The following is a 25,838-nucleotide window of genomic DNA, read 5'->3' on the forward strand; positions in this document are numbered from 1 at the left end:
CCGACCAGGGGACGAGAGGACAGCGGAACCAGCGGAGCAGAGGTGAGTGAAGGTGCCACCGATGGCAGCACCACCGGAAGAGGGCGTGCTCTGGGCACGGGGACTGCACTACGCGTACGGCGGCTCTCCCGCCCTCCAAGGGGTGTCGGTGCGCGTGCGCGAGGGAGAGATCCTCTCCGTCACCGGCCCACGGGGCAGCGGTAAGACCACGCTGCTGAGCTGCCTCTCCGGGCACCTGGCCCCGCACCACGGGGAGATCTGGTTCGACGACGTCCCCGTGCACTCCCTCCGGCGCTCCTCGCGCGAGCGGCTGCGGCGCGAAAGGTTCGGCTGGATCGGCAGCGAGCCGCACCTCGTCCCCGAACTGACGGCCTGGGAGAACGCGGCGCTGCCGCTGCTGATGGCGGGCGTCGGCCGCCGCGCGGCCCGCGAAGCGGCGCACGAGTGGCTGGAGCGGCTCGACGTCGCGGCCTGCGCACGCAAGCGGCCCGCCGCGCTCCTCCAGTCCCAGCGCCAGCGGGTGTCCATCGCCCGCGCGCTGGCGCACTCGCCCGCCGTCGTCTTCGCCGACGAGCCGACCGCGCCGCTGCACGAGGCGGAGCGCGCCCAGGTGCTGCGCACCCTCACCACGGCGGCCCGCTCGCACGGCATCACCATGGTGCTCGCGACACACGATCCGGCCGTGACATCCACGGTGCGCACCTCGGCCCACGTCCTGGTCGACCGCACCCTCCACCTCGTCGACGGCCGCCAGGACGATGCCGACGAGGCCCCCGGCCCCGGCCTCGGCCTCGGTCACGGTCACGGTCACGGGGCCCATGACGACAGCGTCGGCGCCGGTGACGACGGCCGGGCCTCCGACGAAGCGAACCACGAGGACGACACCGGCCCGCGTGCGGCGCACGGCCAGGCGCCGTACCCCGGTGACTCCGGCAGCGACCCCGCCCAGGACGAGGACCGTGACCGGGACCGAGGCCAGGACCGGAACCGGGATCAGGGCCAAGGCCAAGGCCAAGGCCGGAATCAGGACCAAGACCGGGACCAGAGCCAAGGCCAGAGCCAGGACCGGGACCAAGGCCAGAATCAGAAGCGAAGCCAGGGGCTGGGCCGGGACCGAGGTCAGGGCCAGAACCGGAGCCAGGGCCTGGGTCCGGGTCTGGCCCCGGACGGAATCGCGGGCACGAGCACGGACGCAGACACGGCTGCGGATGCGGACAGCGACAGAGAACGAGAGGGCGCGGCGGCCCCGGGCCACGGCCCCGGCCAGGACCAAGCGCCGGTCACCGACGGCACCGGCCAGTACCAAGCGCCGGTAGCCGACGGCCTCACCCCGGACGGCGAGGGCCACGACGGCGACGAACCCGCCCAAGGCCAGGACCACGGTTCTCCGACGGCCGAGTCGGCCGGAACAACCGAGACAGCCGGGGCGACCGGGGCGACCGGGGCAGCCAGGGCGGCCGAGTCGCCCGGGACCGCCGGAACGACCGAGGGCGCCGGAACGGCCGAGTCGCCCGGGACCGCCGGAACAACCGAGACCGCCGGAACAACCGGAACGACCGAGGGCGCCGGAACGGCCGAGTCGCCCGCGACCGCCGGAACGGCCGAGGCCGCCGGAACAACCGGGACAGCCGAGTCGGCCAAGGGCACCGAGGGCACCGAGGGCACCGAGGAACCGAAGGGCAGGGCCTCGTGCTCGCTCTCCGCCTGATCCGCGGCTCGCACCCCCTCGTCCTCCTCAGCCGTCTGCTGGTGGCCTGCGCCATGGCGGGGGTCGGGTTCCTGCTGCTCGCGAGCCTCAGTCACGCGCTCGCCCACCCCGGGCAGCCCGCCGCCTCGGTGGCCCGGCTGCTGTGGTGCCTCGTCCCCCTCGCCGCGGCGGTGCAGCTCGCCGTCGCCGTGGCCCGTACGGATCCGGGACCCCAGGCCCGTAGCGCGCTGGACACGGTGCGGTCGGGCCCAGGGGGCGTGCCCGCGCTCGCGGCCGTCTCGACCGCCGTCTCCTGTCTGCTGGGCAGCGCCGTCGCGCTGCTGGTCTTCCTCCACCTGCGCGGCGAGCTGACCGGGATGCCGTTCGACGGCGCGGCCTCGGGCCTCCTCGCCGCCGACCGGCCGCTGCCGGTGGCCGCCGCGCTGACGCTGCTGTGCGTCGCGCCCGTGCTGGCCTCCTGCACCGCCTTCGCCCTGTCGGCGCGCACGGCACGCCCCGCGCGGCTCCGCGCCCACGGCGGCGACCGTGACCGCGACCGCGCCACCATGGAGGCGCGGACCGTACGGGCCGCCTCCTCCGGCGGCGCCGACACGGCGGCCCCCGCCACGGACGACACCACGGGCCCCGCTCCCCTCCCGGGATCGCTCCCGTGGGGCGCTGCGCTGACCGCGGCCGGGCTCGCCCTGGAGACGTACGCGAGCCGCTCGCAGCACCTGCCCGTCCCCCGCACCCTGGAGGGCATCGCGCCCGGCGTGCTGGGCGGCTGGCTGCTCATCGCCGTCGGCCTCGTGCTGGCCGGGCCCGGGCTCACCCATCTGTGCGGGACGCTCCTCACCACCTGCCGGCCCGGTGCGGTACGGCTGCTCGCGGGGCGCGTGCTGCGCGAGGAGGCGGCGCGGGTCGGCCGCCCACTGGGGACGCTGTGCGCGGTGGTCGCGGGGACGCTGGTCGCGGCCCGGCTGTACGCCGCGGCTCCCGGCGGCGGCCTCTCGGCCGTCGGCCCGATGACCGCGCTCGGGATCGCGCTCGTGCTGGCCTGCGCGCTGCTGAGCGTGCTGACCTCGGCGGCCGAGTGGCGCTCGGCACGCGTCCGTACGAACGCGGCGCTCGTACGCGTCGGAGCCCCGCGGAAGCTGCTGCGGCGCGCCGCAGCTCTGCGGGCAGCCGTGCTGCTCGTCGCGCTGGGCTCCCTCACCTGGGCGCTGAGCGTCCTCGCCTCGCTCCCCGTACTCCCCTGATTCGTAAATAGATCGCGTCCAAGGTCGAGAAGCCCGATCCGCCTTCGATTTACAGGCCAACAGGGTGGGGCTCGGCCTCCGGACTACTGACCCACTGGCCTGCTGGCCCGCTGACCCGCCGAGCCGCCGCACCCCGCCGCCGCCCGGCCCCGGGGTGCGCGCCACGTCACATCCCGTGCCCGCGCGAGGGCCAACGACCTACCCTGGGCCGATGATTGACCGTGAGATCGAGAGCCTCGAAGAGTTCGACCACGTCATCGAGGGCACCGGCTCGCTGAACGGCTGGCGCGTACAGTCCGTCGACCTCAGCGACCGCACCGAGGCGCTGACCTCGGCCGCGCACGAGACCGAGGGCGCCGTCTTCCTCGGCTGCCGGATGACCCCGGAGGCGATGGCCGCGATACGCGACGGCGGGGGCCTGGTCTTCCCGCCCGTGCCGCGCGTCCCCTTCGACCCGTACCGCGGGCGCCTGTACTCGCCGGAGGAGCTGTTCGAGGGCCTGTCCGACGGCGGCTACGAGGCGACGCCCGACGCGCGCTCGTACGCCTGGTTCCAGCGGACGAAGGCCGACGGCGACGTCTTCTCCTCGATGCTCCGCGCCGTCCACGACGACGCCGTCTCCGACGCGCTCGACGAACACCTCGTCGGAGCGCGCGTGGTCGGCGTCATGGGCGGCCACAAGTTGAAGCGCGGCACGGACGCGTACGCGGGCGCGGCGCGCCTCGGGCGCGCCCTCACGCGCGCGGGTCACACCGTCGCCACGGGCGGCGGGCCGGGCGCCATGGAGGCGGCCAACCTGGGCGCGTACGCGGCGCCCTTCGACGACGGCATGCTGAGCAAGGCGCTGGAGATGCTGGCCGAGAGCCCGTCGTTCGAGCCCTCCGTCGGCGACTGGGCCGAGGCCGCCTTCCAGGTGCGCGACGGCTGGCCGGGCGGCGGCGCCTCCGTCGGCATCCCGACCTGGTTCTACGGGCACGAGCCGCCCAACGCGTTCGCCCAGCACATCGCCAAATATTTCGTGAACGCGGTCCGCGAGGACGGCCTGCTGGCCCGCTCCAACGCCGGGGTGGTCTTCCTGCCGGGCGCGGCCGGAACCGTACAGGAGATCTTCGACCACGCGACGCCGAACTACTACGGCTCACGCGGCGCACCCACCCCCATGGTCCTCGTGGACAAGGCCCACTGGACGGAGACGCTGCCCGCCTGGCCCCTGCTGACCGCCCTCGCGCAGGGCCGTCCCATGGAGCGGCGCATCGCGCTCGTGGACTCCGTCGAGGAGGCTCCCGCGGCACTGGAACGGCTGACCGAAGGCTGACCTGCGCCTCAGGGCGACGCCACCCACTCACAACGCGTAGCGTTGCGCGTACTCTAAGGTGCCGCCTTAGCGTCGGGCCGGGAGGGCAGAAGCCGTGACATTCGGGTTCAGCGGTCGCCGCAGCGGGCAACTGCCCGCGCAGGTCACCAGTTTCGTGGGCAGAACGGCCGAACTGGCCGACGTGGGCAGAACGCTGGAGCGGGCACGGCTCGTCAGCCTCGTCGGCCCGGGCGGGGTGGGCAAGACCCGGCTCGCGCTGCACTCCGCCATCGAGCGCGCCGAGCTGTACGCCGACGGTGTGCGGCTGGTCGAGCTGTCCGGGCTCAAGGACCCCGAGCTGCTGCCGCACACCATCGCCGCCGCCCTCGATCTGCCCGAACAGTGCTCGCGCCCGCGCATAGACCTGGTCGTGGAGTATCTCGCCGAGCGCGAGCTGCTGCTGATCCTGGACACCTGCGAACACGTGCTGGACTCCTGCGCGATGCTCGCCGATCTGCTGCTGCCCGAGGCGCCGGGACTCACGCTGCTGACGACCAGCCGCCAGCCCCTCGACGTCCCCGGCGAGCATGTGCTGACGGTCCCGCCGCTCCCCCTCCCCGGCGAGCCGGGCGAGGGCGACGGCGGCGCGCTGGCCCTGTTCGCCGAACGGGCTGCGGCCGTGGTTCCGGGCTTCACGCTGACGGACGCCAACCGCGCGCAGGCGGTGGCGCTGTGCCGCAGGCTCGACGGCATCCCCCTGGCCATCGAGCTGGCCACGGTGCGGCTGCGCGCCCTGCCCCTGGACGAGCTGGCCGAGCGGCTGGGCGACACCTTCGCGCTGCTGGCCGGTGGCCGTCTCACCACGCTCTCCCGGCACCAGACGCTGCGTACCACCATCGGGTGGAGCCACGAGCTGTGCACCGCGCCGGAGCGGCTGCTGTGGGCACGTCTTTCGGTCTTCGCGGGCACCTTCGAACTGGCGGCCGTCGAGGAGGTGTGCACCGATCCCGAACTGCCGCCAGGCGAGGTGGTGCAGCATCTGATCAGCCTCGTCGACAAGTCCGTCGTGCTCCGCGTCGAGAACGGGGGCACCAGCCGCTACCGGCTGCTGGACACCATCCGCGAGTACGGCGCCGAGTGGCTGGAGTCGCTGGGCGAGACCGCCGCCTGCCGCGACCGCCACATCGCCCACTACCGCGCCCGGCTCCTCGGCTTCGAGCGGCGCTTCCTCTCCTCCCAGCAGTTCCCGCTGCACAGCGCGCTGGCCGACGACCACGACAACCTGCGCGCGGCGCTGGAGTACGCCGTCGAGAACGACGCGCGTACGGAAGACGGGGACGACGGGGAGGACCCCACGGAAGGCGCGTCGGACCACCGTGCCGGGGGGCTCGCGATGACGGCGGCGATGTGGCCCTACTGGACCTGCGGCGGGCTGCTCACCGAGGGCACCTACTGGATGGACAAGGCCCTGGCAGCGCCCCCCTGCGAACGCTCGGGCCCGGACCGCGCCAAGACCCTCGTCTGGTACGGGTTCTTCGCCGTCATGCTCGGCTGCCCCGACGACGCGCTGCCCCGCCTGCACGAGGGCCGCGCGCTCGCCGAGCGCATCGGCGACCGGCTCTCGCACGCCTGGGCCGTCGGCTTCGAGGGAGCGGCGTACAACTTCAGCGGCGACCACGAACGGGCCCTCACCCTGACCGACGAGGCCGTGGCCCTGGCCCGCAAGACCGGCGAGCGGCTGCCCCTGGTGATGGCCTGCTACGCGAAGGGCCTCGCGCACGCCCTGGTGGGGCGCCCCGACGAGGCGCTGGCCGCCTGCGAGGAGGGGCTGCGGGAGCTGGGGCCCGACAGCAGAGAGCGCTGGAACCAGGGCTATCTGCTGATCGTGAAGGGGTTCGCCTACATCTTGCGCGGACAGCGGGAGGAGTGCGCGGAGTCGGCACGCCGCGCCGCGCAGCTCAAGGGCGACATCGGCGACGTCATGGGCGTCGCCTACAGCCTCAGCCTGCTCGCCTGGGTCTCCTCCGAACAGGGCCGCCACCGCCGCGCCGCCTGGCTGCTGGGCGCCTCCCTGGAGCAGTGGCGCGTGTGCGGGGACTCCAGGTTCGGCGGCATCGAGGCGCTGCAACTGGTGTACGCGGCCGTCGAGGCCACGCTCAGGGACGCGCTGGGCGACGAGCGGTTCGAGCGCACGTCGCGGCAGGGCAAGCAGCTCACGCAGGCCCAGGCCGTGCTGCTCGCCGCCAACGACACCGACACGCTTCCCACCGTGCCCCGGCAGCCCCTCCAGTCGGACCGCGCGGACCGTTCGGATCGTTCGGATCGTTCGGACCGCTCCGGTGCCAGGCCGGTGACCGCGTGGGGCGGCGGCGCCGACGGCGCACGCGCCCTCGTCCCCGGCGGCGCGGGCGGCCCCGACGGCGCCGGGTCAGGGGCCGAGGTGCTCACCCGCCGCGAGCGCGAGGTGGCGGGGCTGGTCGCCGAGGGCCTGTCGAACCGGGAGATCGCGGAACGGCTCGTCATCTCGAAGCGCACGGCCGACGCGCATATCGAGCACATCCTCGCCAAGCTGGGCTTCTCCTCCCGCGCCGAGATCACCGCGCTCCTCGGCAGGGACGGCGAGGTACGTACGCGCCATACCTAGGCACTTCCCGGCGCACGTCGAAACGTACGTATACCTATCCCTCCCCCCGACCGATGCCGGGACGGCATCCCCTGGACGACGCTGACGGCAATGGAGGAATCAGCGTTCAGAAGCGGAATCGTGATGCCAGGGATCTTCGGGGGAAGGGCCGTGAGGCAACGGAGCGAACAACCGGAGCGACCAGGTCTGATCGGCCGGGAGGCCGCGACGGAGGGGTTGCTCGGGCTGATGCGGGACTCGCGGCTGGTGACGGTCGTCGGCCCGGGCGGCGTCGGCAAGAGCGCGCTCGCCGCCGAGGCGGTGGAGCGCATCGCCCGCACCGGGCACACCATCGGCACCGTCGATCTGTCCGAACTCAGCGACCCCGACCTGACGCGGCACGCCCTCGTCCACGCCCTGGGCCCCCAGCGGGACGAAGGGCTGGGCGAGCGGCGCACACTGCTCGTCGTCGACCACTGCGAACACCTCGCCGCCGCCTGCGCCGCCGCCATCGGGCGGCTCCTGACGGAGGTGCCGGGGCTGCGCGTCCTGGCCACCTCGCGGCGCAGGCTCGGCACGGCGGGCGAGACGGTGCTGCCGCTGGCCCCGCTCGCCCTGGACGACGCCGTCACCCTGTTCGAGCTGCGGGCCGGTCAGCTCGGCGTACGGCTCGGCTCGGCCGAGGAGGACAGGGTCACCGCCGGGCGCATCTGTCTGCGCCTCGACAGCCTGCCCCTCGCCGTCGGCCTCGCCGCGGGCCAGCTCACCGGCTGCACGCCGCGCGAGCTGCTGGTGCGGCTGTCGCGCGCGGGCGCCTGCCTGGATCTGACGGGCGGCGGCCAGGGCGTGCCCGAGCGGCACCGGACCCTGCGCCGGTGTCACGGGCTGAGCCATGAACTGTGCGCTCCGCAGGAGCGGTTGCTGTGGGCGCGGCTCAGCGCGTTCGAGGGCACGTTCACGCGCTCGGCGGCCGAGACGGTGTGCCACGACAGGCAGTTGCCCAGGTCGGCCGTCGGCCGGACCGTGGAGGGGCTGGTCGGCCAAGGGCTGCTCTCCCATGTGATGGGCAGGCCCGAGCTGATCCGGATGCCGCGCACCGTGCGGGAGTACGGCGCCGAGTGGCTGGCCAGGCTGGGGGAGGAGGCCAGGCTGCTGGAGCGGGTGCTGCTGTGGTCGCGGGGGGCGCTGTGAGGGCGGCGGGCGGGCGCTGAGGGGGCCGTAGGTGGCTCGGGCGGTTCGTACGGGGCGGTACGGAGCTGTACAGGCCCCTACGGTGAGGGCCCTCAGCCCTCCAGCCGTACGACGTCCCGTGCGTCGAAGGTGACGCCGACCGTCTCGCCCGGCTCCGGCGCCTCGCGCAGCCCGCAGGAGGCTTCCAGCACCGGCCCGTCCCCGGGCCGCAGCAGCAGCGTCACGGCCGAGGCGCTGCCGCCCCGGAAGGTGCGGGCCTCCACGGCGCAGCGCAGCCCGTCCTCGGGCGCTGTCAGCCGCACCCCGGTGGGGCGGACGAGCAGCAGGCAGTCGCCCTGCTCCGTACCGCCGGGCACCGGCAGCTTGCCCCAGGGCGTCACGGCGGCCTCGCCCTCCACGGTGGCCGCCACGACGTTGTCAAAGCCCAGGAAGCGCGCCACGAACTCCGAGGCCGGGCGGCGCCACACCTCCAGCGGGGTGCCCGCCTGCGCGACACGCCCGTCGCGCATCACGACGACGCGGTCCGCGAGCGCGAACGCCTCGCCCTGGTCGTGCGTGACGGCGAGGACGGTGGTGCCCAGGCGGTGGAACAGGGCGCGGAGTTCGACGACGAGGCGCTCGCGCAGGCTGCGGTCGAGCTGGCCCAGCGGCTCGTCCAGCATCAGCAGCCGGGGCTGCGGCGCGAGCGCGCGGGCGAGCGCGACGCGCTGCTGCTCGCCCCCGGACAGCGCGGCCACCGCGCGCCGCTGCGCCCCCGGGAGGCCGACGAGGTCGAGGAGTTCGCCGACCCGCGCAGCCGAAGCGGCCTTGTCCGTGCCGTGCATCCGCAGTCCGAAGGCCACGTTGCCGCCGACGTCACGCTGCGGGAAGAGCTGGTGGTCCTGGAACATGAGGCCGACGCCCCGCTTGTGCGGCGGCACCCCCGACTGGTCGCGCCCCGAGAGCAGCACCCTGCCCTCGTCGGCCTCCTGGAGCCCCGCGACGACGCGCAGCAGCGTCGACTTGCCGCTGCCGCTGGGCCCCAGCACGCACACCGTCTCGTGCTCGGCCACTTCAAGGCCGACGGAGTCAAGGGCCGCGCGGTCGCCGAAGCGGACGGTCACTCCGTCCAGACGCAACATCAGAACTCTCCCGAGCGGTCGGTACGGATGCGTTCCAGCGCCAGCAGCGTGCCCGCGCACACCAGCATCAGCAGGGTGCTCAGGGCCATCGCCTGGCCGTAGTTCAGCTCGCCCGCGCGCCCCAGGAAGCGGGCGACGGCGACGGGCAGGGTGGGCGCGTCGGGCCGCGCGATGAACACCGTCGCGCCGAACTCGCCGAGCGAGACGGCGAAGGCGAAGCCCGCCGCGACCAGCAGCGCCCTGCGCACCAGCGGCAGGTCCACCTCGCGCCAGGCCCGCAGCGGCGAGGCCCCCAGCACCGCCGCCGCCTCCCGCAGCCTGGCGTCCACGGCACGCAGCACGGGCAGCATCGTCCGTACGACGAAGGGCACCCCCACCAGCGCCTGCGCCAGGGGGACGAGGATCCAGGAGGAGCGCAGGTCGAGGGGCGGCTCGTCCAGGGCGATGAGGAAGCCGAAGCCGACGGTGACGGCCGAGGTGCCCAGCGGCAGCATGAGCATCGCGTCGAACCCGCGCACCAGCCGCCCGGCCCGCCGGGTGAGCGCCGCCGCGGCGAGCCCGCCGACGGCGAGGGCGATGAGGGTGGCGACGGCCGCGTAGGCGAGGGAGTTGCCGATGGCCTCGACGGGCGCGACGACGAACGTGCCGCCGTCGGACACGGAGCCCAGGGCGCGGTAGAAGCCGAAGCCGTAGCCCTCCGGGGTGTCGAGGGAGCGCTCCACGAGCACGGCGAGCGGCGTCAGGACCAGCAGCACGGTCGGCGTCAGCACGGACCACAGCAGCGTCCACTGGCCCGCGCCCGAGGGGCGGCGCGCGGTCTGCTCCGCGGGGACCAGCCGCAGCGCGGACTCCCGCCTGCGCACGGACCACGCGTGCACACCGAGGAGCGCGGCCACGGCGGCGAACTGCGTCAGGGTGAGGACGGCGGCGACGGGCAGGTCCAGCAGGGCCGCGGTCTGGCGGTAGATCTCCACTTCGAGGGTGGCGTAGCGGGGTCCGCCGAGGACCTGGATGACGCCGAAGGAGGTGAAGGTGAACAGGAAGACGATCAGTGCCGCCGCGCCGACGGACGGTGCCAGCGCGGGCAGGGTCACCCGGCGCCACGCGGCGAAGCGGCCCGCGCCCAGCACCCGCGCGGCCTCCTCCTGGCGCGGGTCGAGCTGGGACCAGAGTCCGCCGACGGTGCGCAGGACGACCGCGTAGTTGAGGAAGACGTGCGCGAGGAGGATGGCCCACACGCTGGTGTCCAGCCGCACCCCGAACCACTCGTCGAGCAGCCCGCCGCGCCCCAGGAGCGCCAGGAAGGCCGAGCCCACGACGACGGTGGGCAGCACGAACGGCACCGTCAGCACGGCGCGCAGCAGTTGCTTGCCGGGGAAGGCGAAGCGCGCGAAGACGTAGGCGCCGGGGAGCGCCAGGGCGAGCGTCAGCGCGGTCGAGGCGCCCGCCTGCCAGAGCGTGAACCACAGGACGCGCAGCACGTCGGGGTCGCCGAGCACCTGGCCGAGCCGCCCCACGTGCCACTGCCCGTCGGGGCGGAGCCCTCGGCCGACGATGGCGACGACGGGGTAGGCGAAGAAGAGCGCGAAGAACGCGGCGGGCACAGCCATGAGCCCGAGCCGCGTCCAGGTGGCGCGCGCGCCCGCGCCCCTGCCCGCTGCTACTTCACGACGAGCGAGGTCCACGACTTGATCCACTGCTCGCGGTGCGCGGCGATCCGCTCCGGTGCCAGCGCCGCCGGGTCGTCGACGGTCTCCCCGTACTTGGTGAACAGCTCCGGTACCTCGGCGTCGTCACGGACCGGGTTCACGAACATCTGAAGCGGCATGTCCTCCTGAAACCTCTTGCTGAGGAGGAAGTCCAGCAGCGCCTTGCCGCCCTTCTCGTTCCCCGCGCCCTTGAGCAGCCCGGCGAACTCGGTCTGCCGGAAGCAGGTGTCCTTCGCGATGCCGGTCGGCGCCTGAGCGGGCCGCGGCTTCTTGTCCAGTACCTCGACCGGGGGACTGGAGGCGTACGAGACGACGAGCGGCCTGTCCCCCTTGCCCTTGCCGCCGCGCGAGCCGGAGAACCGGTCGTTGTACGCCTGCTCCCAGCCGTCGGTGACCTCGACCCCGTTGGACCTGAGCTTCTTCCAGTAGTCCTGCCAGCCGTCGTCGCCGTACTTGTCGACGGTGGCGAGGAGGAAGCCGAGGCCGGGCGAGGACGTGGCGGCGTTCGGGGTGACCAGGAGGTTCTTGTACGCGGGCTTCGTGAGGTCGTCCAGCGTCCTGGGCGGGTCGAGCTTCTTCTTCTCGAAGTACGCGCGGTCGTAGTTGACGCAGATGTCGCCGGTGTCGATGGGCGTGACCCGGTGCTTTTCCGCGTCGAGCTGGAGCTTCTCGGGGACCTTGTCGAGGTCCTTGGCGCGGTAGGGCGCGAAGACGCCCTCGTCGAGGGGGCGCGAGAGGAGCGTGTTGTCGACGCCGAAGAAGACGTCACCCTGGGGGTTGCCCTTGTTGAGCACCGCCTGGTTGACGGCGGCGCCCGCGTCGCCGCCGCGCAGGACGTCGACCTTGTAGCCGGTCTTCTTCGTGAACTCCTTGAGCACGGACTTCGAGGCCGCGAAGGAGTCGTGGGTCACGAGAGTGACCGTCTTGGAGCCGCCGCTCCCGGACTCCCCGCCGCAGGCGGCGAGGGTGCCCACGAGGGCGAGGACGACGGTGACGGCGGCAGCGGTGTGCCGCGCGGACTTGTGCATGCTGATCATTCGACTTCCTACCCGGCATGACCCGGGCGAGGTTCGAGGGTCTGCGGTGACGCGACGTCCGCGTCCGCACTCTCAGCGCTGTGAGCGCTCCCCTGTCGGTGTGTTGTGGGCGGTGCCGATACTCATCGGCCGCCTTCGGTGGCACGGCCGGTGAGTATCGACACCTTTTCGAACAGTATCAGCGTCGGGGCACGAGAGGACGGCCCCGGAGGGGTCAGCGCTCGGTGGCGGCGAGCTGTCCGCAGGCGCCGTCGATCTCCTGGCCGCGGGTGTCCCGTACGGTCACGGGCACGCCGTGCGAGGCGAGGGTCCGCACGAACTCGGCCTCGTCCTCGGGGCGCGAGGCGGTCCACTTGGAACCGGGCGTCGGGTTGAGCGGGATCAGGTTGACGTGCACCCGCTTGCCCTTGAGCAGCCGCCCGAGCAGGTCGGCGCGCCACGCCTGGTCGTTGATGTCCTTGATCAGCGCGTACTCGATGGAGATACGGCGCCCGGACTTGGCCGCATACTCCCAGGCCGCGTCCAGCACCTCGCGGACCTTCCAGCGGGTGTTGACGGGGACGAGGGTGTCGCGCAGCTCGTCGTCAGGCGCGTGCAGCGAGACGGCGAGGCGGCACTTGAAGCCCTCGTCGGCGAAGCGGAGCATCGCGGGGACGAGGCCGACGGTGGACACGGTGATCCCGCGCTGCGAGAGGCCGAGCCCGTCGGGCTCGGGGTCCGTCAGCCGCCGGATGGCGCCGACGACGCGCTTGTAGTTGGCGAGCGGCTCGCCCATGCCCATGAAGACGATGTTGGACAGGCGCGCGGGCCCTCCCCCAGAGCCTCCGGCCTGGGAGGTACCCCCTGGCACCTCCCCGTCGCGCAGCGCCCGGATGCCGTCGACGATCTGGTGCACGATCTCGGCCGTCGACAGGTTCCGGTCCAGCCCCGCCTGGCCCGTCGCGCAGAACGGGCAGTTCATGCCGCAGCCGGCCTGCGAGCTGATGCACATGGTGGCCCGGTCCGGGTACCGCATCAGCACGGACTCGACCAGCGTCCCGTCGTGCAGCTTCCACAGCGTCTTACGGGTGGTGTCGTCGTCACAGCTGATGTGCCGCACCACGCTCATCAGCTCCGGCAGCAGCTCGGCCGCCAGCTTCTCGCGCGCCGCGGCCGGAACGTCGGTCCACTCCGCGGGGTCATGGACCAGCCGCGAGAAGTAGTGCCGCGAGATCTGCTTGGCACGAAACGGCTTCTCCCCCACCGCGGCAACCGCCTCACGGCGCTCCTCGGGAGTGAGATCAGCAAGATGCCGCGGCGGCTTCTTGGCCCCGCGCGGCGCGACGAAAGTGAGTTCTCCGGGTGCAGGCATGGTCCATCCAGTGTGGCAGACGGGGGAGGGTGTCCCTGGCCCCGCGCGGGGTGGGGGCGATCACCCCGGGACGGCGGCACCGCTCGTCTCAGCGCCTGCCGCGCGCGGGCGCACCGCCGCTGCGAGCGCGGGTCGGGGCGAGAGGCGGGCGGGTCGCCGACGTGGGCATCGTGCCCCGGGAGGGGCCTCCCCTGGCGCGCGTCGGGCTGTGCGCGCGGACGGCCGTGGCGTTGACAGGCGAAGCGACCGCTGACGCCTGGCCGGAGCCCGGGCTCGCCGGGTTGACCCTCGCCTGGGCCGCCCGCTGGGTGCTCGGGAACTCCGCCTCGCTCGCCGGAGACGCCGTCCCGCTCTGCGGGTCCTGTTTGCCCTGTGCGCGCTGCGCTTCGCGGGCTTCCTTCCCGGCCACCGCCGCTCGGGCCCGCTCATCGGCCGCGAAGCTCTTCGCCTCTTCGTAGTCCTGGTCCCGCACCGCCCACCGCCTGTGGGACTCGGCCGCGTCCGCGGCGTGCCCCCGGCTCCCCGGGTTGTCCGCCGCCCGCTGCTGGGTCTCCAGTACCTGCGTCGCCTCCATGGTGGCGAGGTTCTTGGTCAGGCCAACCTCGATGGCCTCTTCCTTCGCGCGCTCCTGGTGCCATGCCTGAAGGTCCGCCGCCTGCCCGTCGACGGCCTCCTGCGCCTCGACGGCCTGCGCCTCGTCGGCAGACTCGGGCTGCTGCGGCAGGTAGCGCTCGACGGACTCCGGGAGAACGCGCTTGGCCGTGGGATCGTGCGAGGGGCGCTGGGACGCGAGGTGCTCCGACCCGAGGCGCTCGGACGGCGGCTTCGGCGAGAAGCGCTTCGCAGGCGGCTCACCTTGCGAGGAGGGCGCACGCTCCTGAACAGACACCCTTGTCCCCTTTCCCGTTCCCGCTTTCCCGTTCCCGCGAGCTGTCGTACAGCGGTGCCGCCTGCCCGGCACGTCTCCTACGGGACTACGGGACCTGGGCGGGAGCGGTTCACACGCCCCCACCGGCACCAACGCGCACAGCCCAGCCCCACCGCCCCGCCCACGCAGAACCGGAGAGGATCAGCCAGCGCCCACGAACACCACGAACAGCAGCCACACCACGGGCGCCGTCGGCAGCAGGGAGTCGAGGCGGTCCATGATGCCGCCGTGGCCGGGCAGCAGTGTGCCCATGTCCTTGATGCCCAGGTCCCGCTTCATCATCGACTCCCCCAGGTCACCCAGCGTCGCGCTCGTCGCGACCGCGAGGCCCACCAGGAGCCCCTGCCACCAGGTGCCGTCGTCGATCAGGAACTGCATGCACAGGGCGCCCGCCGCCATGGCGAAGGCGATGGCGCCGACGAGCCCCTCCCTGGTCTTGCCGGGGCTGATGCGCGGCGCCAGCTTGTGCGTGCCGAAGCGCCAGCCCACCGCGTACGCGCCCGTGTCGCTGACGACCGTCAGCAGCAGGAACGTCAGCACCCGCCACGGGCCGTCGTCGGCGGCCAGCATCAGCGCGACGAACGTGGCCAGAAAGGGGACGTAGAACGCCGCGAAGACGCCCGCGGTGACGTCTCGCAGGTAGTCGTGCGGAGACTCGGTCATCCGCCAGACGAGGACGGCCAGCGCGGTCAGCGCCATGGCGACCCAGGCGCCGTCCGCGCCCCGTACGTATCCCGCGACGATCATCGCCGCACCGCCCACGGCGAGCGGCACCAGCGGCGCCTTGATGTCCTTGCGCTCGGCGAAGCGCGAGGTGAGTTCCCACAGGCCGACCACGACGGCGACGACGATGACGCCGACGAAGACCGGCTTGTAGACGAAGAGGGAGGCGAGGACCACCGCGCCGAGGCCGAGGCCGACCCCTATCGCGGCCCCCAGATCGCGGCCGGCGCGCTTCTTGCCGCTACGGGGTGCGTCGGCCGCGGGCGCCTGCGCGTCGGCGCCCGCTCCCCCGTGCGCCAGGGCGCTGCCGTCTCCGGCGCCCCCGGCGGAACCGTTCACATGGCCGTCAGCGGACCCGTACCCGGGCCCCTCCACGTACCCGCCCATGGGCGCGCCCGTGGACGGATCGTGCTGGTCAGGGCGGCCGGAGCCGCCGTGGTGGTCGGGGCGGCGCTGACGGCCGCCGGGGGAGTGGCGGTCGTCGTCCTGTCCGCCACCGCCAAGGCTGCCGGGACCCCCTGGGTCGGACACGATGGGCATACGCCGAGTCTGCGACGCGTCGCCGCCCTCGTGCGCGGGACCCGCCGGTGCGGCGGGCCCCTGGTCGGGAGGACCCCGGAATCCGGCGCTCGGCGGCGGAGCTCCCCAGGATGAGTCGTTCACGGATTGCAGCCTTAGACCTTGACCTTGGACCTCAGCGAACTCTGAACTCAGACCTCAAGCAGCTCCGACTCCTTGTGCTTGAGCAGCTCGTCGATCTGCGCCACGTACTTGGACGTGGTGTCGTCGAGTTCCTTCTCCGCGCGACGGCCCTCGTCCTCGCCGACGTCGCCGTCCTTGATGGCCTTGTCGATGGTCTCCTTGGCCTTGCGGCGGACGCTGCGGACGGAGATCTTCGCGTCCTCGCCCTTGCTCTTCGCGACCTTGATGAACTCCTTGCGGCGCTCCTCGGTCAGCTCGGGGAACGTCACCCGGATGAGGTGGCCGTCGTTCGACGGGTTGACGCCCAGGTCGGAGTCGCGGATCGCCTGCTCGATGTTGCGCAGCGCGCTCTTGTCGAACGGGGTCACCACCGCCATGCGCGGCTCCGGCACCGAGAACGACGCCAGTTGGTTGATGGGAGTCAGCGTGCCGTAGTACTCCGCCACGATCTTGTTGAACATCGCCGGGTGCGCACGCCCTGTACGAATCGCGGCGAAGTCCTCCTTGGCGACGACGACCGCCTTCTCCATCTTCTCCTCGGCTTCGAGGAGGGTCTCTTCGATCACCACGTGCTCCTGGTTCGATGAATGAGCGTTGCGAATAGCCCTGATGCCTGCACGGTGTCCGACCGGCAGGCGGTTGTCCATCCCCGTGCCGTGCCCTTCCGCAGGCACGGTGTTGCCGAACGCGCCGAACGCGCCGGACCGTCAGTGGCGGTCCTTCAGCGGCGAACCGTCAGTACCGGCCCGCCAGTACCGGCCCGTCAGTACCGGACCTTCCATACTGACCGTAAGTGCTGACTGTCGGTGCCGGACCTCAGTGGCGGGTGCCCTGGTTGCTCACCAAGGTGCCGATCTTCTCACCCTTCACCGCGCGAGCGATATTGCCCTCGGCGAGCAGTTCGAAGACCAGGATGGGCAGTTTGTTGTCGCGGCAGAGCGTAATGGCCGTGGCGTCGGCGACCTTGAGGTCCCTCGTGATGACCTCGCCGTACTCCAGGGCGTCGAACTTCACCGCGTCGGCGTTCTTCGCCGGGTCGGAGTCGTAGACCCCGTCCACGCCGTTCTTGCCCATCAGCAGCGCCTCGGCCTCGATCTCCAGGGCGCGCTGCGCGGCGGTGGTGTCGGTGGAGAAGTACGGCATGCCCATGCCCGCGCCGAAGATGACGACGCGTCCCTTCTCCAGGTGCCGTACGGCGCGCAGCGGGATGTACGGCTCCGCGACCTGCCCCATGGTGATGGCGGTCTGGACGCGGGAGTCGATGCCCTCCTTCTCTAGGAAGTCCTGGAGGGCGAGGCAGTTCATGACCGTGCCGAGCATGCCCATGTAGTCGGAGCGTGCCCGGTCCATGCCGCGCTGCTGAAGCTCCGCGCCGCGGAAGAAGTTGCCGCCGCCGATGACGACGGCGATCTCCGCGCCGTCGCGGACGACCGAGGCGATCTCACGGGCGACCTTGTGCACGACGTCGGGATCGACACCGAGGCCCCCGCCCCCGGCGAACGCCTCGCCGGACAGCTTCAGCAGAAACCGTCGCCTTCCGCCGCGGCCGACGCCGACGCCGTCCTTGTCGGTTTCGGTGTCCTTGCTCATGAGTTCTCCTCGTGCATCGTGCACAGACGAAGGAGGCCATTGCCGTCGGATCCCCGCAGGTTCCCTTTCCGGCAATGGCCTCCTCGTCACAACTGCCCTGTGCCCGACCTTATCGGGCGCGTACCGCGTCCCGCGGCACGACCTGCTCGCCGTGCGTGCGCGGGGCGGCGTGCGACGTACGTGGTCGTACGGTCGTACGGGGTGTACGGGGTGTACGGGGTGTCGTCAGGCGCCGACGCGGAAGCGGGCGAAGCCCTTCAGCGTGACACCGGCCTCGTCCAGGATCTTCTGGACGGACTTCTTGTTGTCCTTGGCGAAGGGCTGGTCCAGGAGAGCGTTCTCCTTGAAGAAGCCCGTGACCCGGCCCTCGACGATCTTCGGCAGCGCCTGCTCCGGCTTGCCCTCCTCGCGGGCGGTCTCCTCGGCGATACGGCGCTCGTTCTCGACCGTCTCGGCGGGGATGTCCTCACGGGAGAGGAACTTCGGGGAGAAGGCCGCGATGTGCTGCGCGACGTCCTTCGCGATCTCGGCGTTCTCCTTGTCCAGCTCGACGAGGACGCCGACCTGCGGGGGCAGGTCCGGGCTGGTGCGGTGCAGGTACGAGCCGACGTAGCCACCGGAGAACTGCGCGAAGCGGTCGAGGACGATCTTCTCGCCGAGGGTGGCGTTGGCCTCGTCGACGAACGCCTGGACCGTCTTGCCGGGCTCGATCTCGGAGGAGCGGAGGGCCTCGATGTCGGCCGGGGAGGTCGCGGCGACGTGCGCGGCGATGGCCTCGGCGGCGGCGACGAACTTGTCGCCCTTGGCGACGAAGTCGGTCTCGCACTTCAGCTCGACGAGCACGCCGGAGGTGTTGTCGTCGGCGATGAGGGCCACGACCGCGCCGTTCTCGGCGGTACGGCTCTCGCGCTTGGCGACGCCCTTCTGGCCCTTGACGCGGAGGATCTCGACAGCCTTGTCGACGCTGCCCTCGGCCTCGTCCAGCGCCTTCTTGCAGTCCATCATGCCGGCACCGGTGAGCTCACGGAGCTTCTTGACGTCAGCGGCGGTGTAGTTCGCCATGGTCTGTGAATCTCTTCTCGAAAAGTCGATGAGGATGGTCGGTCTGCTCGGAGTGCGGCGGGGCCGGGCAGATCGGGAGCGGGTCCCAGGTGCTCCACGGTGATACGGCGGGGACTGATCGCCCCCGCCGTATCACCTGTCACGCATGAGCGTGGAAGCAGCTCGCCTGCGGTGAGTCAGCCCTGCTCGGCGGACTTCTCGTCGGCCTGCTCGGCGTCGGCGGCCTTCTCGGTCTCGGGCGAGGACTGCACCTCGGCCTCGGCCTCGGGCTGCGCGGCCTCGGCTGCGGGGGCCTCGGTCGCCGCGGGCTTCTCGGCGTCCTCGGGCTTCTCCGCCTTCTCGCCCTCCAGCAGCTCGCGCTCCCACTCGGCCAGCGGCTCGGCGGGCTTCTCGCCGCCCTTGGCGGCCTCGGCGGCACCGGAGCGGGCGATGAGGCCCTCGGCGACGGCGTCGGCGATCACGCGGGTCAGCAGCGTGACGGAGCGGATCGCGTCGTCGTTGCCCGGGATCTTGTAGTCGACCTCGTCGGGGTCGCAGTTGGTGTCGAGGATCGCGACCACCGGGATGTTGAGCTTGCGCGCCTCACCGACGGCGATGTGCTCCTTCTTGGTGTCCACGATCCAGACGGCGCTGGGCACCTTCTGCATCTCGCGGATACCACCGAGGGTCTTCTCCAGCTTCGCCTTCTCGCGGGAGAGGACGAGCAGCTCCTTCTTGGTGAGGCCGGAGGCGGCCACATCCTCGAAGTCGATCTGCTCAAGCTCCTTCAGGCGCTGAAGGCGCTTGTAGACGGTCGAGAAGTTGGTCAGCATGCCGCCGAGCCAGCGCTGGTTCACGTAGGGCATGCCCACGCGGGTGGCCTGCTCGGCGATGGCCTCCTGGGCCTGCTTCTTCGTGCCGACGAACATGATGGAGCCGCCGTGGGCGACGGTCTCCTTGACGAACTCGTAGGCGCGGTCGATGTACGACAGCGACTGGAGCAGGTCGATGATGTAAATGCCGTTGCGCTCGGTGAAGATGAAGCGCTTCATCTTCGGGTTCCAGCGGCGGGTCTGGTGCCCGAAGTGGACGCCGCTCTCCAGCAGCTCCCGCATCGTGACGACGGCCATGGCCGTTCTCCTTGAGGTACTCGGTTGTCGTCAGCGACGGCCCGGTCGGCCGCCGCTTGCCTGACGCCCCTGACGCGCAATGCCGGGGAAATGCCTGGTGAAGGGCCTTCCCGAGGACCGAGATGCGCGGCCACCGGGTGAGGGTGGCGGGGCGTGCGAAGTCAGCCCGGTCACCCGGGCCGCACTCAGCAGTGTACGGGACCGCGGAAGTGTGCCGCGCCCCCACGGCAGGCCGCCCCCGGACGCGGGGGTGTGCGTGCCGTGTGACGAGTCTGTGCAGATCGCCTCCGGCGGGCCTCCCGTGGCTCCCCCGCGCGGAGTCCGCCCGTCCCCCTCGCGGGTGACGGCGTTGTCCACATCCGCCCGGTCGTCCACGGAAATTCTCCATGATCCCTGCCGTCGGCCGGGACGCGGGACGGTCTGCCCATGAGCCCGCCCACGCACCTGCCCATGAGGCCGTTCACGCATCTGCCCCTGCGCCCGTCCAGGAGCGGCGGAGGGCTGACGCCCCGCGCGGAGCGCGCCGCGCCGAGACCGCGCCGCGCACGTCCCGCGCTGATCACGCCCGTGATCGCCCTCACGCTGTGCCTCATGGCGGCCGCGGTGCTCTTCGCGCGGGTTCCGCCTGCGCGAGCGGAGGCTGCGGAGCCCGCGAAGGCCGCCCCAGTGGCCGACGGGGAGGCCAGGCCGGACAGGGGTGACCGGGCATGGCCGGTCGAGGGCGCTCACAGAGCACTGCGACCGGTGGTCGTCCGGGGCTGGGAGCTCCCTCCCGAGCCGTGGGCGGCCGGTCATCGCGGGGTGGACCTGACCGCACGCCCCGGCCAAGCGGTCCGCGCCGCCGCACCCGGCAGGGTCGTCTTCGCGGGCAAGGTGGCGGGCAGAGGCGTGATCTCGGTCCAGCTCACAGGCTCGGGCAGCCCGCCCCTCCGCACCACCTATGAACCCGTGCGCCCGTCAGCGCGCAAGGGCGACCGCGTGAGCGCGGGCGAAGAGGTCGGCAGGCTGGCCCCCGGCCCGTTCCACTGCGAGGAGGGCTGCCTCCACTGGGGACTTCTGCGCGGCGATCGCTACCTCGACCCCCTCAGCCTGCTGCCGTACGCCCTGCTGAGGGGAGGCGCCGCACGCCTCCTCCCCGTGTTCGGGGTTCCCCTGCCCCCGTCGCGGGGCCCTGGGCGAGGGGCGCCGCCACTGGAACCGGGGCTGGCCCACGCCTCGGCGGCGGGGCGGACGGGAGGGGATGATGCCACGTCGACGGTGCCCCTGGCAGCCTCGGCGGCAGCCCTGTGCGGGACGGCGCTGTGGGCGCACGCACGCCTCGTACGGGGATGCGGGATGCGCGGCGCGAGGGCGGGAACACGCGTCGCGGGGGCCGGACGCGGCCGGGTCAGGCCCCGGCCTCGGGCCGGAACCTCCACAGCCGAAGAGGACACCCGGGCATCGGCCGGGCAGGAGGGGCAGGGCGGGAAGGTCAGCCGCGGACGCCTCGGAGGGCCATCGACACGGCGGCCTCCGTGATCTGCGCGGGATCCTCCGCGGCTCCCAGCTCGATGCGTCGCACCGCGGCATCCACCACGCCCTGCAACAGCATCGCGGCCAGCCTGGGCTGCTCGTGCCCGAGGGCGCCGAGGGCCTCGACGACCATGGCGATCAACCCGCCGTGCGCGGCGCGGATCTTCTCCCGCGCCCCCGCGTCCAGCTCTCCCGCGGAGATGGCGACGACGGCGCGGTGCCGACGGTCGCCGACGAGGGCGAGCTGTCGTCTCACGTACGCCTCGATCTGGGCCTCCGGCGTCCCCGCGGCGGCCATCGCGGCCTCGACCTCGGCCGCCCAGACCGGGAAGTCGACCGCGCACAGTTCCTCGACGACGGCCGCCCGGGAGCGGAAGTACTCGTAGACGGAGGAGCGCGCGAGACCCGTGCGCTGGGCGAGGGCGGGGAAGGTCAACGCCTCCGTACCGCCTTCGGACAGCAGCGAGCGGGCAGCGTCCAGCAGAGCCGCGCGCTGCATGGTGCGGTGCTCGGCCACAGAGGCCGCTCGAATCCTGGGCACCCCCCTACCTTACGGAGAGCAGTACCGATTCAGCGACCCACGTCGGCAAGCTTGGCGCGCAATTGCAGGACGGACTTGGTGTGGATCTGGCTCACCCGGCTCTCGGTGACCCCGAGAACCTGGCCGATTTCCGCCAGTGTGAGTCCTTCGTAGTAGTAGAGCGTGACCACCGTTTTCTCCCGCTCCGGAAGGGTGTTGATCGCGCGGGCCAGCAGCCTGCGCAGCTCGCGGTCCTCGGCGACCTCGACCGGATTGTCGGCGGCCGTGTCCTCCAGGGTGTCCATCAGGCTGAGCCGGTCGCCGCCCTCGCCTCCCGCGTGGAGGAGTTCCTCCAGGGCGACGACATTGGCCAGTGACAACTGGCTGAAAACGCCGTGCAGTTCCTCCAGCGGAATGTCCATCTCCGCCGCGACCTCCGCCTCGGAGGGACTGCGTCGCAGGCTGGCCTCCAGCGTCGCGTAGGCGCGCTCGACCGCGCGGGCCTTCTGGCGCACGGACCTGGGGATCCAGTCCAGGGCGCGCAGCTCGTCGATCATGGCGCCGCGGATCCTGGTGATCGCGTACGTCTCGAACTTGATGGAGCGGCCGGGGTCGAACTTCTCGATCGCGTCGATCAGCCCGAAGACGCCGGAGGACACGAAGTCCGCCTGTTCCACATTGGGCGGCAGCCCCACACTGACGCGCCCCGCGACGTACTTCACCAGCGGCGAGTAGTGCAGGATCAACTGCTCCCGCAGCTTGTCGTCGCCCGTGGTCTTGTACGCCCGCCACAGCTTGTCCAGCGCGGTGGGAGCAGCACTGGACACGGCGTCATCGACTGCGGTCGGTGCCGCGCCAGGGGCGGTGCGGTCAGACCCGGAGATGTGCTGGGGCATTCGTCGCCTTGTGTCATTTCTGCCGAGGAGGGCGTTAAGGGGAGAAGTCGTGATCGTGTGTCACTTTCAGACTCGATGTGAGCGTAGCGTGACTAAGCCGTCGCAGTGCGCGATGTGCGTTCGGTCTGGCATGCGCAGATACGTTCCGCTGCCCGCACGCCGGTGTGACGAGCACGCCAGCGCCCACCACAGGCGTCCGGGGTATGGGGCGGGCGGGCAAACGCATGCGTATCACCTTTTCACTCGATATCCACTGGTCAAGCACCCGTTTATCACTCGTTGGTGTTTCCGTCCCTCCTCCGTGCCAACTGCCAGCCCTCGCCGGTGCGTTCGACGAAGCCCAGGGCGCGCAGCTCATGGAGGCGTACGAGGGTGACCTCGCCCGCCACACCCGCCGCCCGGGCCAGGGTGAGGGGATCACTGGCGCCCCGCGCGGGCATCGCCTCCAGCACGCGTGCGGCCTCCTGGGGCAGGGCGTCCCGTGGCAGATCGGCTCCGCGCCGCGCGGGGGCCAGCTCCCCCATGTCCCCGACGAGTTCGATCACTTCCGGCGCATCGGTGACCACGAAGCTCTCCTCCTCCCGGAGGAGCCCGTGCACCCCCGCCGACAGCGACGAGGTGACCGGCCCCGGCGTCCCCATCACCAGCCGCCCCATGCGCCGCGCCGACCGCGCCGTCACCAGCGCACCGCTGCGCAGCGCCGCCTCGACGACGACGGTGCCCCGGGTCAGGGCGGCGATCACCCTGTTCCGCAGCACGAAACGGCTCCGTGTCGGGTGGTCGCCCGGCGGCAACTCCGCGAGGAGCAGGCCCTCTTCCCCGATGCGCCGGATCAGCGCCCCGTGCCCGGGCGGATACGCCACATCGACCCCGCAGGCCAGCACGCACGCCGTCGGCCCGCCCCCGGCCAGCGCGCCCCGGTGTGCGGCGCCGTCGATCCCGTACGCGCCACCCGACACCACCGTCCACCCGCGCCCCGCCAGTCCGGAGCCCAGCACAGCGGCGACATGCGCGCCGTAGTCCGTGCAGGCCCTGGATCCCACCACCGCGACCGACCGCAGCGCCCAGAACCGCAGTGAGGGCTCGCCGCGCACCCATATCCCGAACGGGCGGGCGTCGGCAAGATCGTCGAGCTGCGCCGGCCACTCCGCGTCCCCGGGGCACAGAAAGCGTCCCCCGACGGCCCGCACCCTCTCCAGATCGGCTTCGGGCTGCCCCTCCTCAGCCCGCCTGGCCCGTATCCGCAGCCCCGACCAGCGCCGCTCGCTCGCCCCGTCCAGCGGCGCACCCTCACCGGTCAGTGCGTCCACGACCTCCCGCGCGCCGTAGGTCCGCAGCCAGCCCCCTACCAGTTCGTCACCCGGTTCCGCGATCCGCGTCAGCGCGGCACGGGCGAGCCTGTCCCCCTCGTCGTGACCGGTCATACGGGGCTCCCGGCCCGTGGGGCGCCACGGCGGATGCCCGTGCGCAGTTCCAGCGCCCAGTTGACGTCCTGCTCCGTCGGGCGGTCGTGGCCCGCGAGATCGGCCACCGTCCAGGCCACGCGCAGCACCCGGTCCAGGCCGCGCGCGGTCAGGAGCCCGCGCTCCATGTCCTCCTCCGCGTGACCGAGCGCACCCGGCACGACGGGCCAGCGGGTGCGCAGCTCATGCCCTGGCACCTCGCTGTTGGTCGTCCAGGGCGTCTGCGCGTAACGCGCGGCGGCCCGCTCGCGCGCGGCCAGGACGCGCTCCGCGACGACGGCCGTGGACTCCGCCGTGCCCTCGTGGGAGACCAGCTCAGCGCGGGAGAGGGGCGCGACCTGGATGCGCAGATCGACGCGGTCCATCAGCGGCCCGGACAGCCTCGCGCGATAACGCCTGACGGAGGCGGGCCCGCACTCGCATCCTTCGTCCCGTATGCCGTGCCGCCCGCAGGGACAGGGGTTCGCCGCGAGGACCAGCAGGAACCGTGCCGGCATCCGCAGCATTCCGGCCGCCCTGGCCACGACGACGTGCCCGGACTCCAGGGGCTGGCGCATCGCGTCGAGCACACGGACACTGCATTCGGCCGCCTCGTCCAGGAACAGCACTCCGTGGTGCGCCAGCGAGACCGCGCCGGGATGCGGCAGTCCGCTGCCGCCGCCGACGAGCGCCGCCATCGTCGCCGAGTGGTGCGGCGCGCAGTACGGCGGCCTGGCCACGAGCGGCTGCCCCGGAGGCAGCAGCCCGGCCACCGAGTGGACCGCGGTGACCTCCAGCGACTCCTTCGAGCTGAGCGGTGGCAGCAGCCCGGGCAGGCGCTCGGCCAGCATCGTCTTGCCCGCCCCCGGCGGCCCCTTGAAGAAGATGTGGTGCCGCCCCGCCGCCGCGACCTCCAGGGCCCGCCTGGCCTCGGACTGACCGGCCACGTCCCGCATGTCCATCAGATGCTCCCCGCGCCCCATGCCCAGGCCGGCCGCGGGCACGGAGAGCCCCGCGACGAACGGGTCCGGACGCCCCTCCTCCACCGGGGTGTCCTCCTCCGGCACCGGCTCGTCGGTGAGCAGCGCGATGAGCTGCCGGAGGCTGCGGACGCCCAGCACGGTGACGTCCGGAACCAGGGAAGCCTCGGCAGCTGCCGCCTCGGGCACGACGACACGGCGATACCCCGCGTCCGCCGCCGCCAGCACGGCGGGGAGGACGCCCCGGACGGGGCGCACCATGCCGTCGAGCCCCAGCTCGCCGATCATCATCAGATCGGCGATGGAGCGCGGATCGATCCGCTCGGCCGCGGCGAGGACGGCGCAGGCGACGGCGATGTCGAACCCGCTGCCGCTCTTGGGCACTGAGGCGGGACTGAGCCCCACGGTCAGCTTCTTCTGCGGCCACTCAGCGCCCGAGTTGACCACCGCGGCCCGCACCCGGTCCCTGCTCTCGGTCAGGCTCTTGTCCGGCAGCCCCACCAGCGTGAACGTGGCGACTCCCGGCTCCAGATCCGCCTGGACCTCGACGGGGACGCCCTCCACGCCGACGAGCGCCACCGAGCACGTGCGCGCGAACCCCATCTCAGGCCACCCCCTTCGCGTGCTGCACCAGCGGCGCCCCGCGGTCGGGGAGCAGCACCCCGACGAGATCGATCCGCACCCCGCCACGCGGCGGAGCGCCGTACCGCGCGACCCACCGCTCGCTCAGCCAGCGCGAGGCGAGCCGCCGCAGCCGGGCGGCCTTGGCCGGGGTGAGTGCGGCCATCGGATGTTCGTACGTCCCGTGCCGACGGGCACGGCGGGTCTTGACCTCACAGATCACCAGGGCGTCCGCGTCCCGGGCGACGATGTCCACCTCGCCCTCGACGCAGCGCCAGTTGCGCTCGAGAACGGCCATTCCTGTCTCACGCAGCCGCCTGGCTGCCAGATCCTCGCCGTAACGACCGAGTGCTCCACGGGCGCTCATGCGCACCACCTCCGTCACTGACTGTGACGGCAGCGGAGGCGACTCAGGGATCTTGGAGGTTTTCCGGGGACAACCCGGCGACTGTGGAAAACGCCCTCACCGTTGTGGGTGAGG

At 72.5% G+C, this 25,838-nt stretch carries 20 protein-coding genes and 1 pseudogene; 6 read left to right on the forward strand and 15 right to left on the reverse strand.

From position 1 onward, the window contains the following. Positions 1 to 61: 61 nt before the first annotated feature. The 5 genes and pseudogenes from ACYVOO_RS01810 to ACYVOO_RS01830 all read left to right on the forward strand — a co-directional run. Positions 62 to 775: pseudogene (locus ACYVOO_RS01810) on the forward strand (ABC transporter ATP-binding protein); the annotation flags it as partial. 914 nt (positions 776 to 1,689) lie between these two features. Beyond that, positions 1,690 to 2,946 (forward strand): hypothetical protein, encoded by a 1,257-nt coding sequence (locus ACYVOO_RS01815; protein WP_461013892.1) that lies wholly within the window; start codon positions 1,690 to 1,692, stop codon positions 2,944 to 2,946. A gap of 211 nt (positions 2,947 to 3,157) precedes the next feature. Next, a complete protein-coding gene (locus ACYVOO_RS01820) occupies positions 3,158 to 4,261 on the forward strand; it encodes an LOG family protein (RefSeq protein ID WP_461013893.1) in 1,104 nt (367 codons plus the stop codon). Positions 4,262 to 4,355: 94 nt separating this feature from the next. After that, the gene (locus ACYVOO_RS01825; RefSeq protein WP_461013894.1) at positions 4,356 to 6,884 is read left to right on the forward strand and encodes an ATP-binding protein; all 2,529 of its coding nucleotides are present in this window, start codon (positions 4,356 to 4,358) and stop codon (positions 6,882 to 6,884) included. 150 nt (positions 6,885 to 7,034) lie between these two features. Beyond that, entirely contained in the window at positions 7,035 to 8,054 is a 1,020-nt protein-coding gene (locus ACYVOO_RS01830) for an ATP-binding protein (RefSeq protein ID WP_461013895.1), read from the forward strand. Between the two features lie 92 nt (positions 8,055 to 8,146). Here the strand turns inward: ACYVOO_RS01830 and ACYVOO_RS01835 are convergent, their stop codons facing one another. The 10 genes from ACYVOO_RS01835 to rpsB form a co-directional block, all read right to left on the reverse strand. Beyond that, positions 8,147 to 9,175: an ABC transporter ATP-binding protein gene (locus ACYVOO_RS01835; protein WP_461013896.1), complete on the reverse strand. Its 1,029-nt coding sequence runs from the start codon at positions 9,173 to 9,175 to the stop codon at positions 8,147 to 8,149. Beyond that, complete coding sequence (locus ACYVOO_RS01840; protein ID WP_461013935.1) at positions 9,175 to 10,785, reverse strand: ABC transporter permease; 1,611 nt, start codon at positions 10,783 to 10,785, stop codon at positions 9,175 to 9,177. The genes ACYVOO_RS01835 and ACYVOO_RS01840 overlap by 1 nt, the downstream gene beginning before the upstream one ends. A 50-nt stretch (positions 10,786 to 10,835) precedes the next feature. Further along, positions 10,836 to 11,912: a thiamine ABC transporter substrate-binding protein gene (locus ACYVOO_RS01845; RefSeq protein ID WP_461013936.1), complete on the reverse strand. Its 1,077-nt coding sequence runs from the start codon at positions 11,910 to 11,912 to the stop codon at positions 10,836 to 10,838. Positions 11,913 to 12,135: 223 nt separating this feature from the next. Continuing rightward, entirely contained in the window at positions 12,136 to 13,272 is a 1,137-nt protein-coding gene (gene rlmN, locus ACYVOO_RS01850; protein WP_461013897.1) for a dual-specificity RNA methyltransferase RlmN, read from the reverse strand. An 88-nt stretch (positions 13,273 to 13,360) separates the two neighbouring features. Further along, complete coding sequence (locus ACYVOO_RS01855) at positions 13,361 to 14,161, reverse strand: hypothetical protein (protein WP_461013898.1); 801 nt, start codon at positions 14,159 to 14,161, stop codon at positions 13,361 to 13,363. 180 nt (positions 14,162 to 14,341) lie between these two features. Next, a complete protein-coding gene (locus ACYVOO_RS01860; RefSeq protein WP_461013899.1) occupies positions 14,342 to 15,586 on the reverse strand; it encodes a phosphatidate cytidylyltransferase in 1,245 nt (414 codons plus the stop codon). A gap of 47 nt (positions 15,587 to 15,633) precedes the next feature. Continuing rightward, on the reverse strand, positions 15,634 to 16,191 hold the full coding sequence (gene frr, locus ACYVOO_RS01865) for a ribosome recycling factor (protein ID WP_453349845.1): 558 nt from the start codon (positions 16,189 to 16,191) through the stop codon (positions 15,634 to 15,636). 250 nt (positions 16,192 to 16,441) lie between these two features. Further along, complete coding sequence (gene pyrH, locus ACYVOO_RS01870) at positions 16,442 to 17,215, reverse strand: UMP kinase (protein ID WP_453349844.1); 774 nt, start codon at positions 17,213 to 17,215, stop codon at positions 16,442 to 16,444. Positions 17,216 to 17,440: 225 nt separating this feature from the next. After that, positions 17,441 to 18,277, reverse strand: coding sequence for a translation elongation factor Ts (tsf, locus tag ACYVOO_RS01875; RefSeq protein ID WP_453349843.1), 837 nt, complete (start codon positions 18,275 to 18,277; stop codon positions 17,441 to 17,443). Positions 18,278 to 18,453: 176 nt separating this feature from the next. Next, positions 18,454 to 19,386, reverse strand: a complete 933-nt coding sequence (rpsB, locus tag ACYVOO_RS01880; RefSeq protein WP_461013900.1) for a 30S ribosomal protein S2 — start codon at positions 19,384 to 19,386, stop codon at positions 18,454 to 18,456. Positions 19,387 to 19,812: 426 nt separating this feature from the next. On the opposite strand from rpsB, the gene ACYVOO_RS01885 reads away from it, so the two are divergent. Then, positions 19,813 to 20,904, forward strand: a complete 1,092-nt coding sequence (locus ACYVOO_RS01885; protein ID WP_461013901.1) for a murein hydrolase activator EnvC family protein — start codon at positions 19,813 to 19,815, stop codon at positions 20,902 to 20,904. Here ACYVOO_RS01885 and ACYVOO_RS01890 read toward each other — a convergent pair. The 5 genes from ACYVOO_RS01890 to ACYVOO_RS01910 all read right to left on the reverse strand — a co-directional run bounded on the left by ACYVOO_RS01890 (position 20,858) and on the right by ACYVOO_RS01910 (position 25,724). Further along, complete coding sequence (locus ACYVOO_RS01890; RefSeq protein WP_453349859.1) at positions 20,858 to 21,397, reverse strand: TetR/AcrR family transcriptional regulator; 540 nt, start codon at positions 21,395 to 21,397, stop codon at positions 20,858 to 20,860. The genes ACYVOO_RS01885 and ACYVOO_RS01890 overlap by 47 nt on opposite strands. A gap of 71 nt (positions 21,398 to 21,468) precedes the next feature. Next, complete coding sequence (whiG, locus tag ACYVOO_RS01895; RefSeq protein WP_461013902.1) at positions 21,469 to 22,314, reverse strand: RNA polymerase sigma factor WhiG; 846 nt, start codon at positions 22,312 to 22,314, stop codon at positions 21,469 to 21,471. Between the two features lie 272 nt (positions 22,315 to 22,586). After that, complete coding sequence (gene dprA, locus ACYVOO_RS01900) at positions 22,587 to 23,738, reverse strand: DNA-processing protein DprA (protein ID WP_461013903.1); 1,152 nt, start codon at positions 23,736 to 23,738, stop codon at positions 22,587 to 22,589. After that, positions 23,735 to 25,339: a YifB family Mg chelatase-like AAA ATPase gene (locus ACYVOO_RS01905; protein WP_461013904.1), complete on the reverse strand. Its 1,605-nt coding sequence runs from the start codon at positions 25,337 to 25,339 to the stop codon at positions 23,735 to 23,737. The genes dprA and ACYVOO_RS01905 overlap by 4 nt, the downstream gene beginning before the upstream one ends. Before the next feature lies 1 nt (position 25,340). Beyond that, entirely contained in the window at positions 25,341 to 25,724 is a 384-nt protein-coding gene (locus tag ACYVOO_RS01910; protein ID WP_453349837.1) for a YraN family protein, read from the reverse strand. Positions 25,725 to 25,838 lie beyond the last annotated feature (114 nt).

Source organism: Streptomyces daliensis, from assembly GCF_054782395.1.

Excerpts from the sequence above, each read along its gene's own strand:
- ACYVOO_RS01820 (WP_461013893.1), top strand. The coding sequence starts at position 3,158 with ATGATTGACCGTGAGATCGAGAGCCTCGAAGAGTTCGACCACGTCATC.
- ACYVOO_RS01835 (WP_461013896.1), bottom strand. The coding sequence starts at position 9,175 with ATGTTGCGTCTGGACGGAGTGACCGTCCGCTTCGGCGACCGCGCGGCC.
- ACYVOO_RS01840 (WP_461013935.1), bottom strand. The coding sequence starts at position 10,785 with ATGGCTGTGCCCGCCGCGTTCTTCGCGCTCTTCTTCGCCTACCCCGTC.
- ACYVOO_RS01845 (WP_461013936.1), bottom strand. The coding sequence starts at position 11,912 with ATGCACAAGTCCGCGCGGCACACCGCTGCCGCCGTCACCGTCGTCCTC.
- rlmN (WP_461013897.1), bottom strand. The coding sequence starts at position 13,272 with ATGCCTGCACCCGGAGAACTCACTTTCGTCGCGCCGCGCGGGGCCAAG.
- pyrH (WP_453349844.1), bottom strand. The coding sequence starts at position 17,215 with ATGAGCAAGGACACCGAAACCGACAAGGACGGCGTCGGCGTCGGCCGC.
- tsf (WP_453349843.1), bottom strand. The coding sequence starts at position 18,277 with ATGGCGAACTACACCGCCGCTGACGTCAAGAAGCTCCGTGAGCTCACC.
- rpsB (WP_461013900.1), bottom strand. The coding sequence starts at position 19,386 with ATGGCCGTCGTCACGATGCGGGAGCTGCTGGAGAGCGGCGTCCACTTC.
- ACYVOO_RS01885 (WP_461013901.1), top strand. The coding sequence starts at position 19,813 with ATGAGCCCGCCCACGCACCTGCCCATGAGGCCGTTCACGCATCTGCCC.
- ACYVOO_RS01890 (WP_453349859.1), bottom strand. The coding sequence starts at position 21,397 with ATGCAGCGCGCGGCTCTGCTGGACGCTGCCCGCTCGCTGCTGTCCGAA.
- whiG (WP_461013902.1), bottom strand. The coding sequence starts at position 22,314 with ATGCCCCAGCACATCTCCGGGTCTGACCGCACCGCCCCTGGCGCGGCA.
- dprA (WP_461013903.1), bottom strand. The coding sequence starts at position 23,738 with ATGACCGGTCACGACGAGGGGGACAGGCTCGCCCGTGCCGCGCTGACG.
- ACYVOO_RS01905 (WP_461013904.1), bottom strand. The coding sequence starts at position 25,339 with ATGGGGTTCGCGCGCACGTGCTCGGTGGCGCTCGTCGGCGTGGAGGGC.
- ACYVOO_RS01910 (WP_453349837.1), bottom strand. The coding sequence starts at position 25,724 with ATGAGCGCCCGTGGAGCACTCGGTCGTTACGGCGAGGATCTGGCAGCC.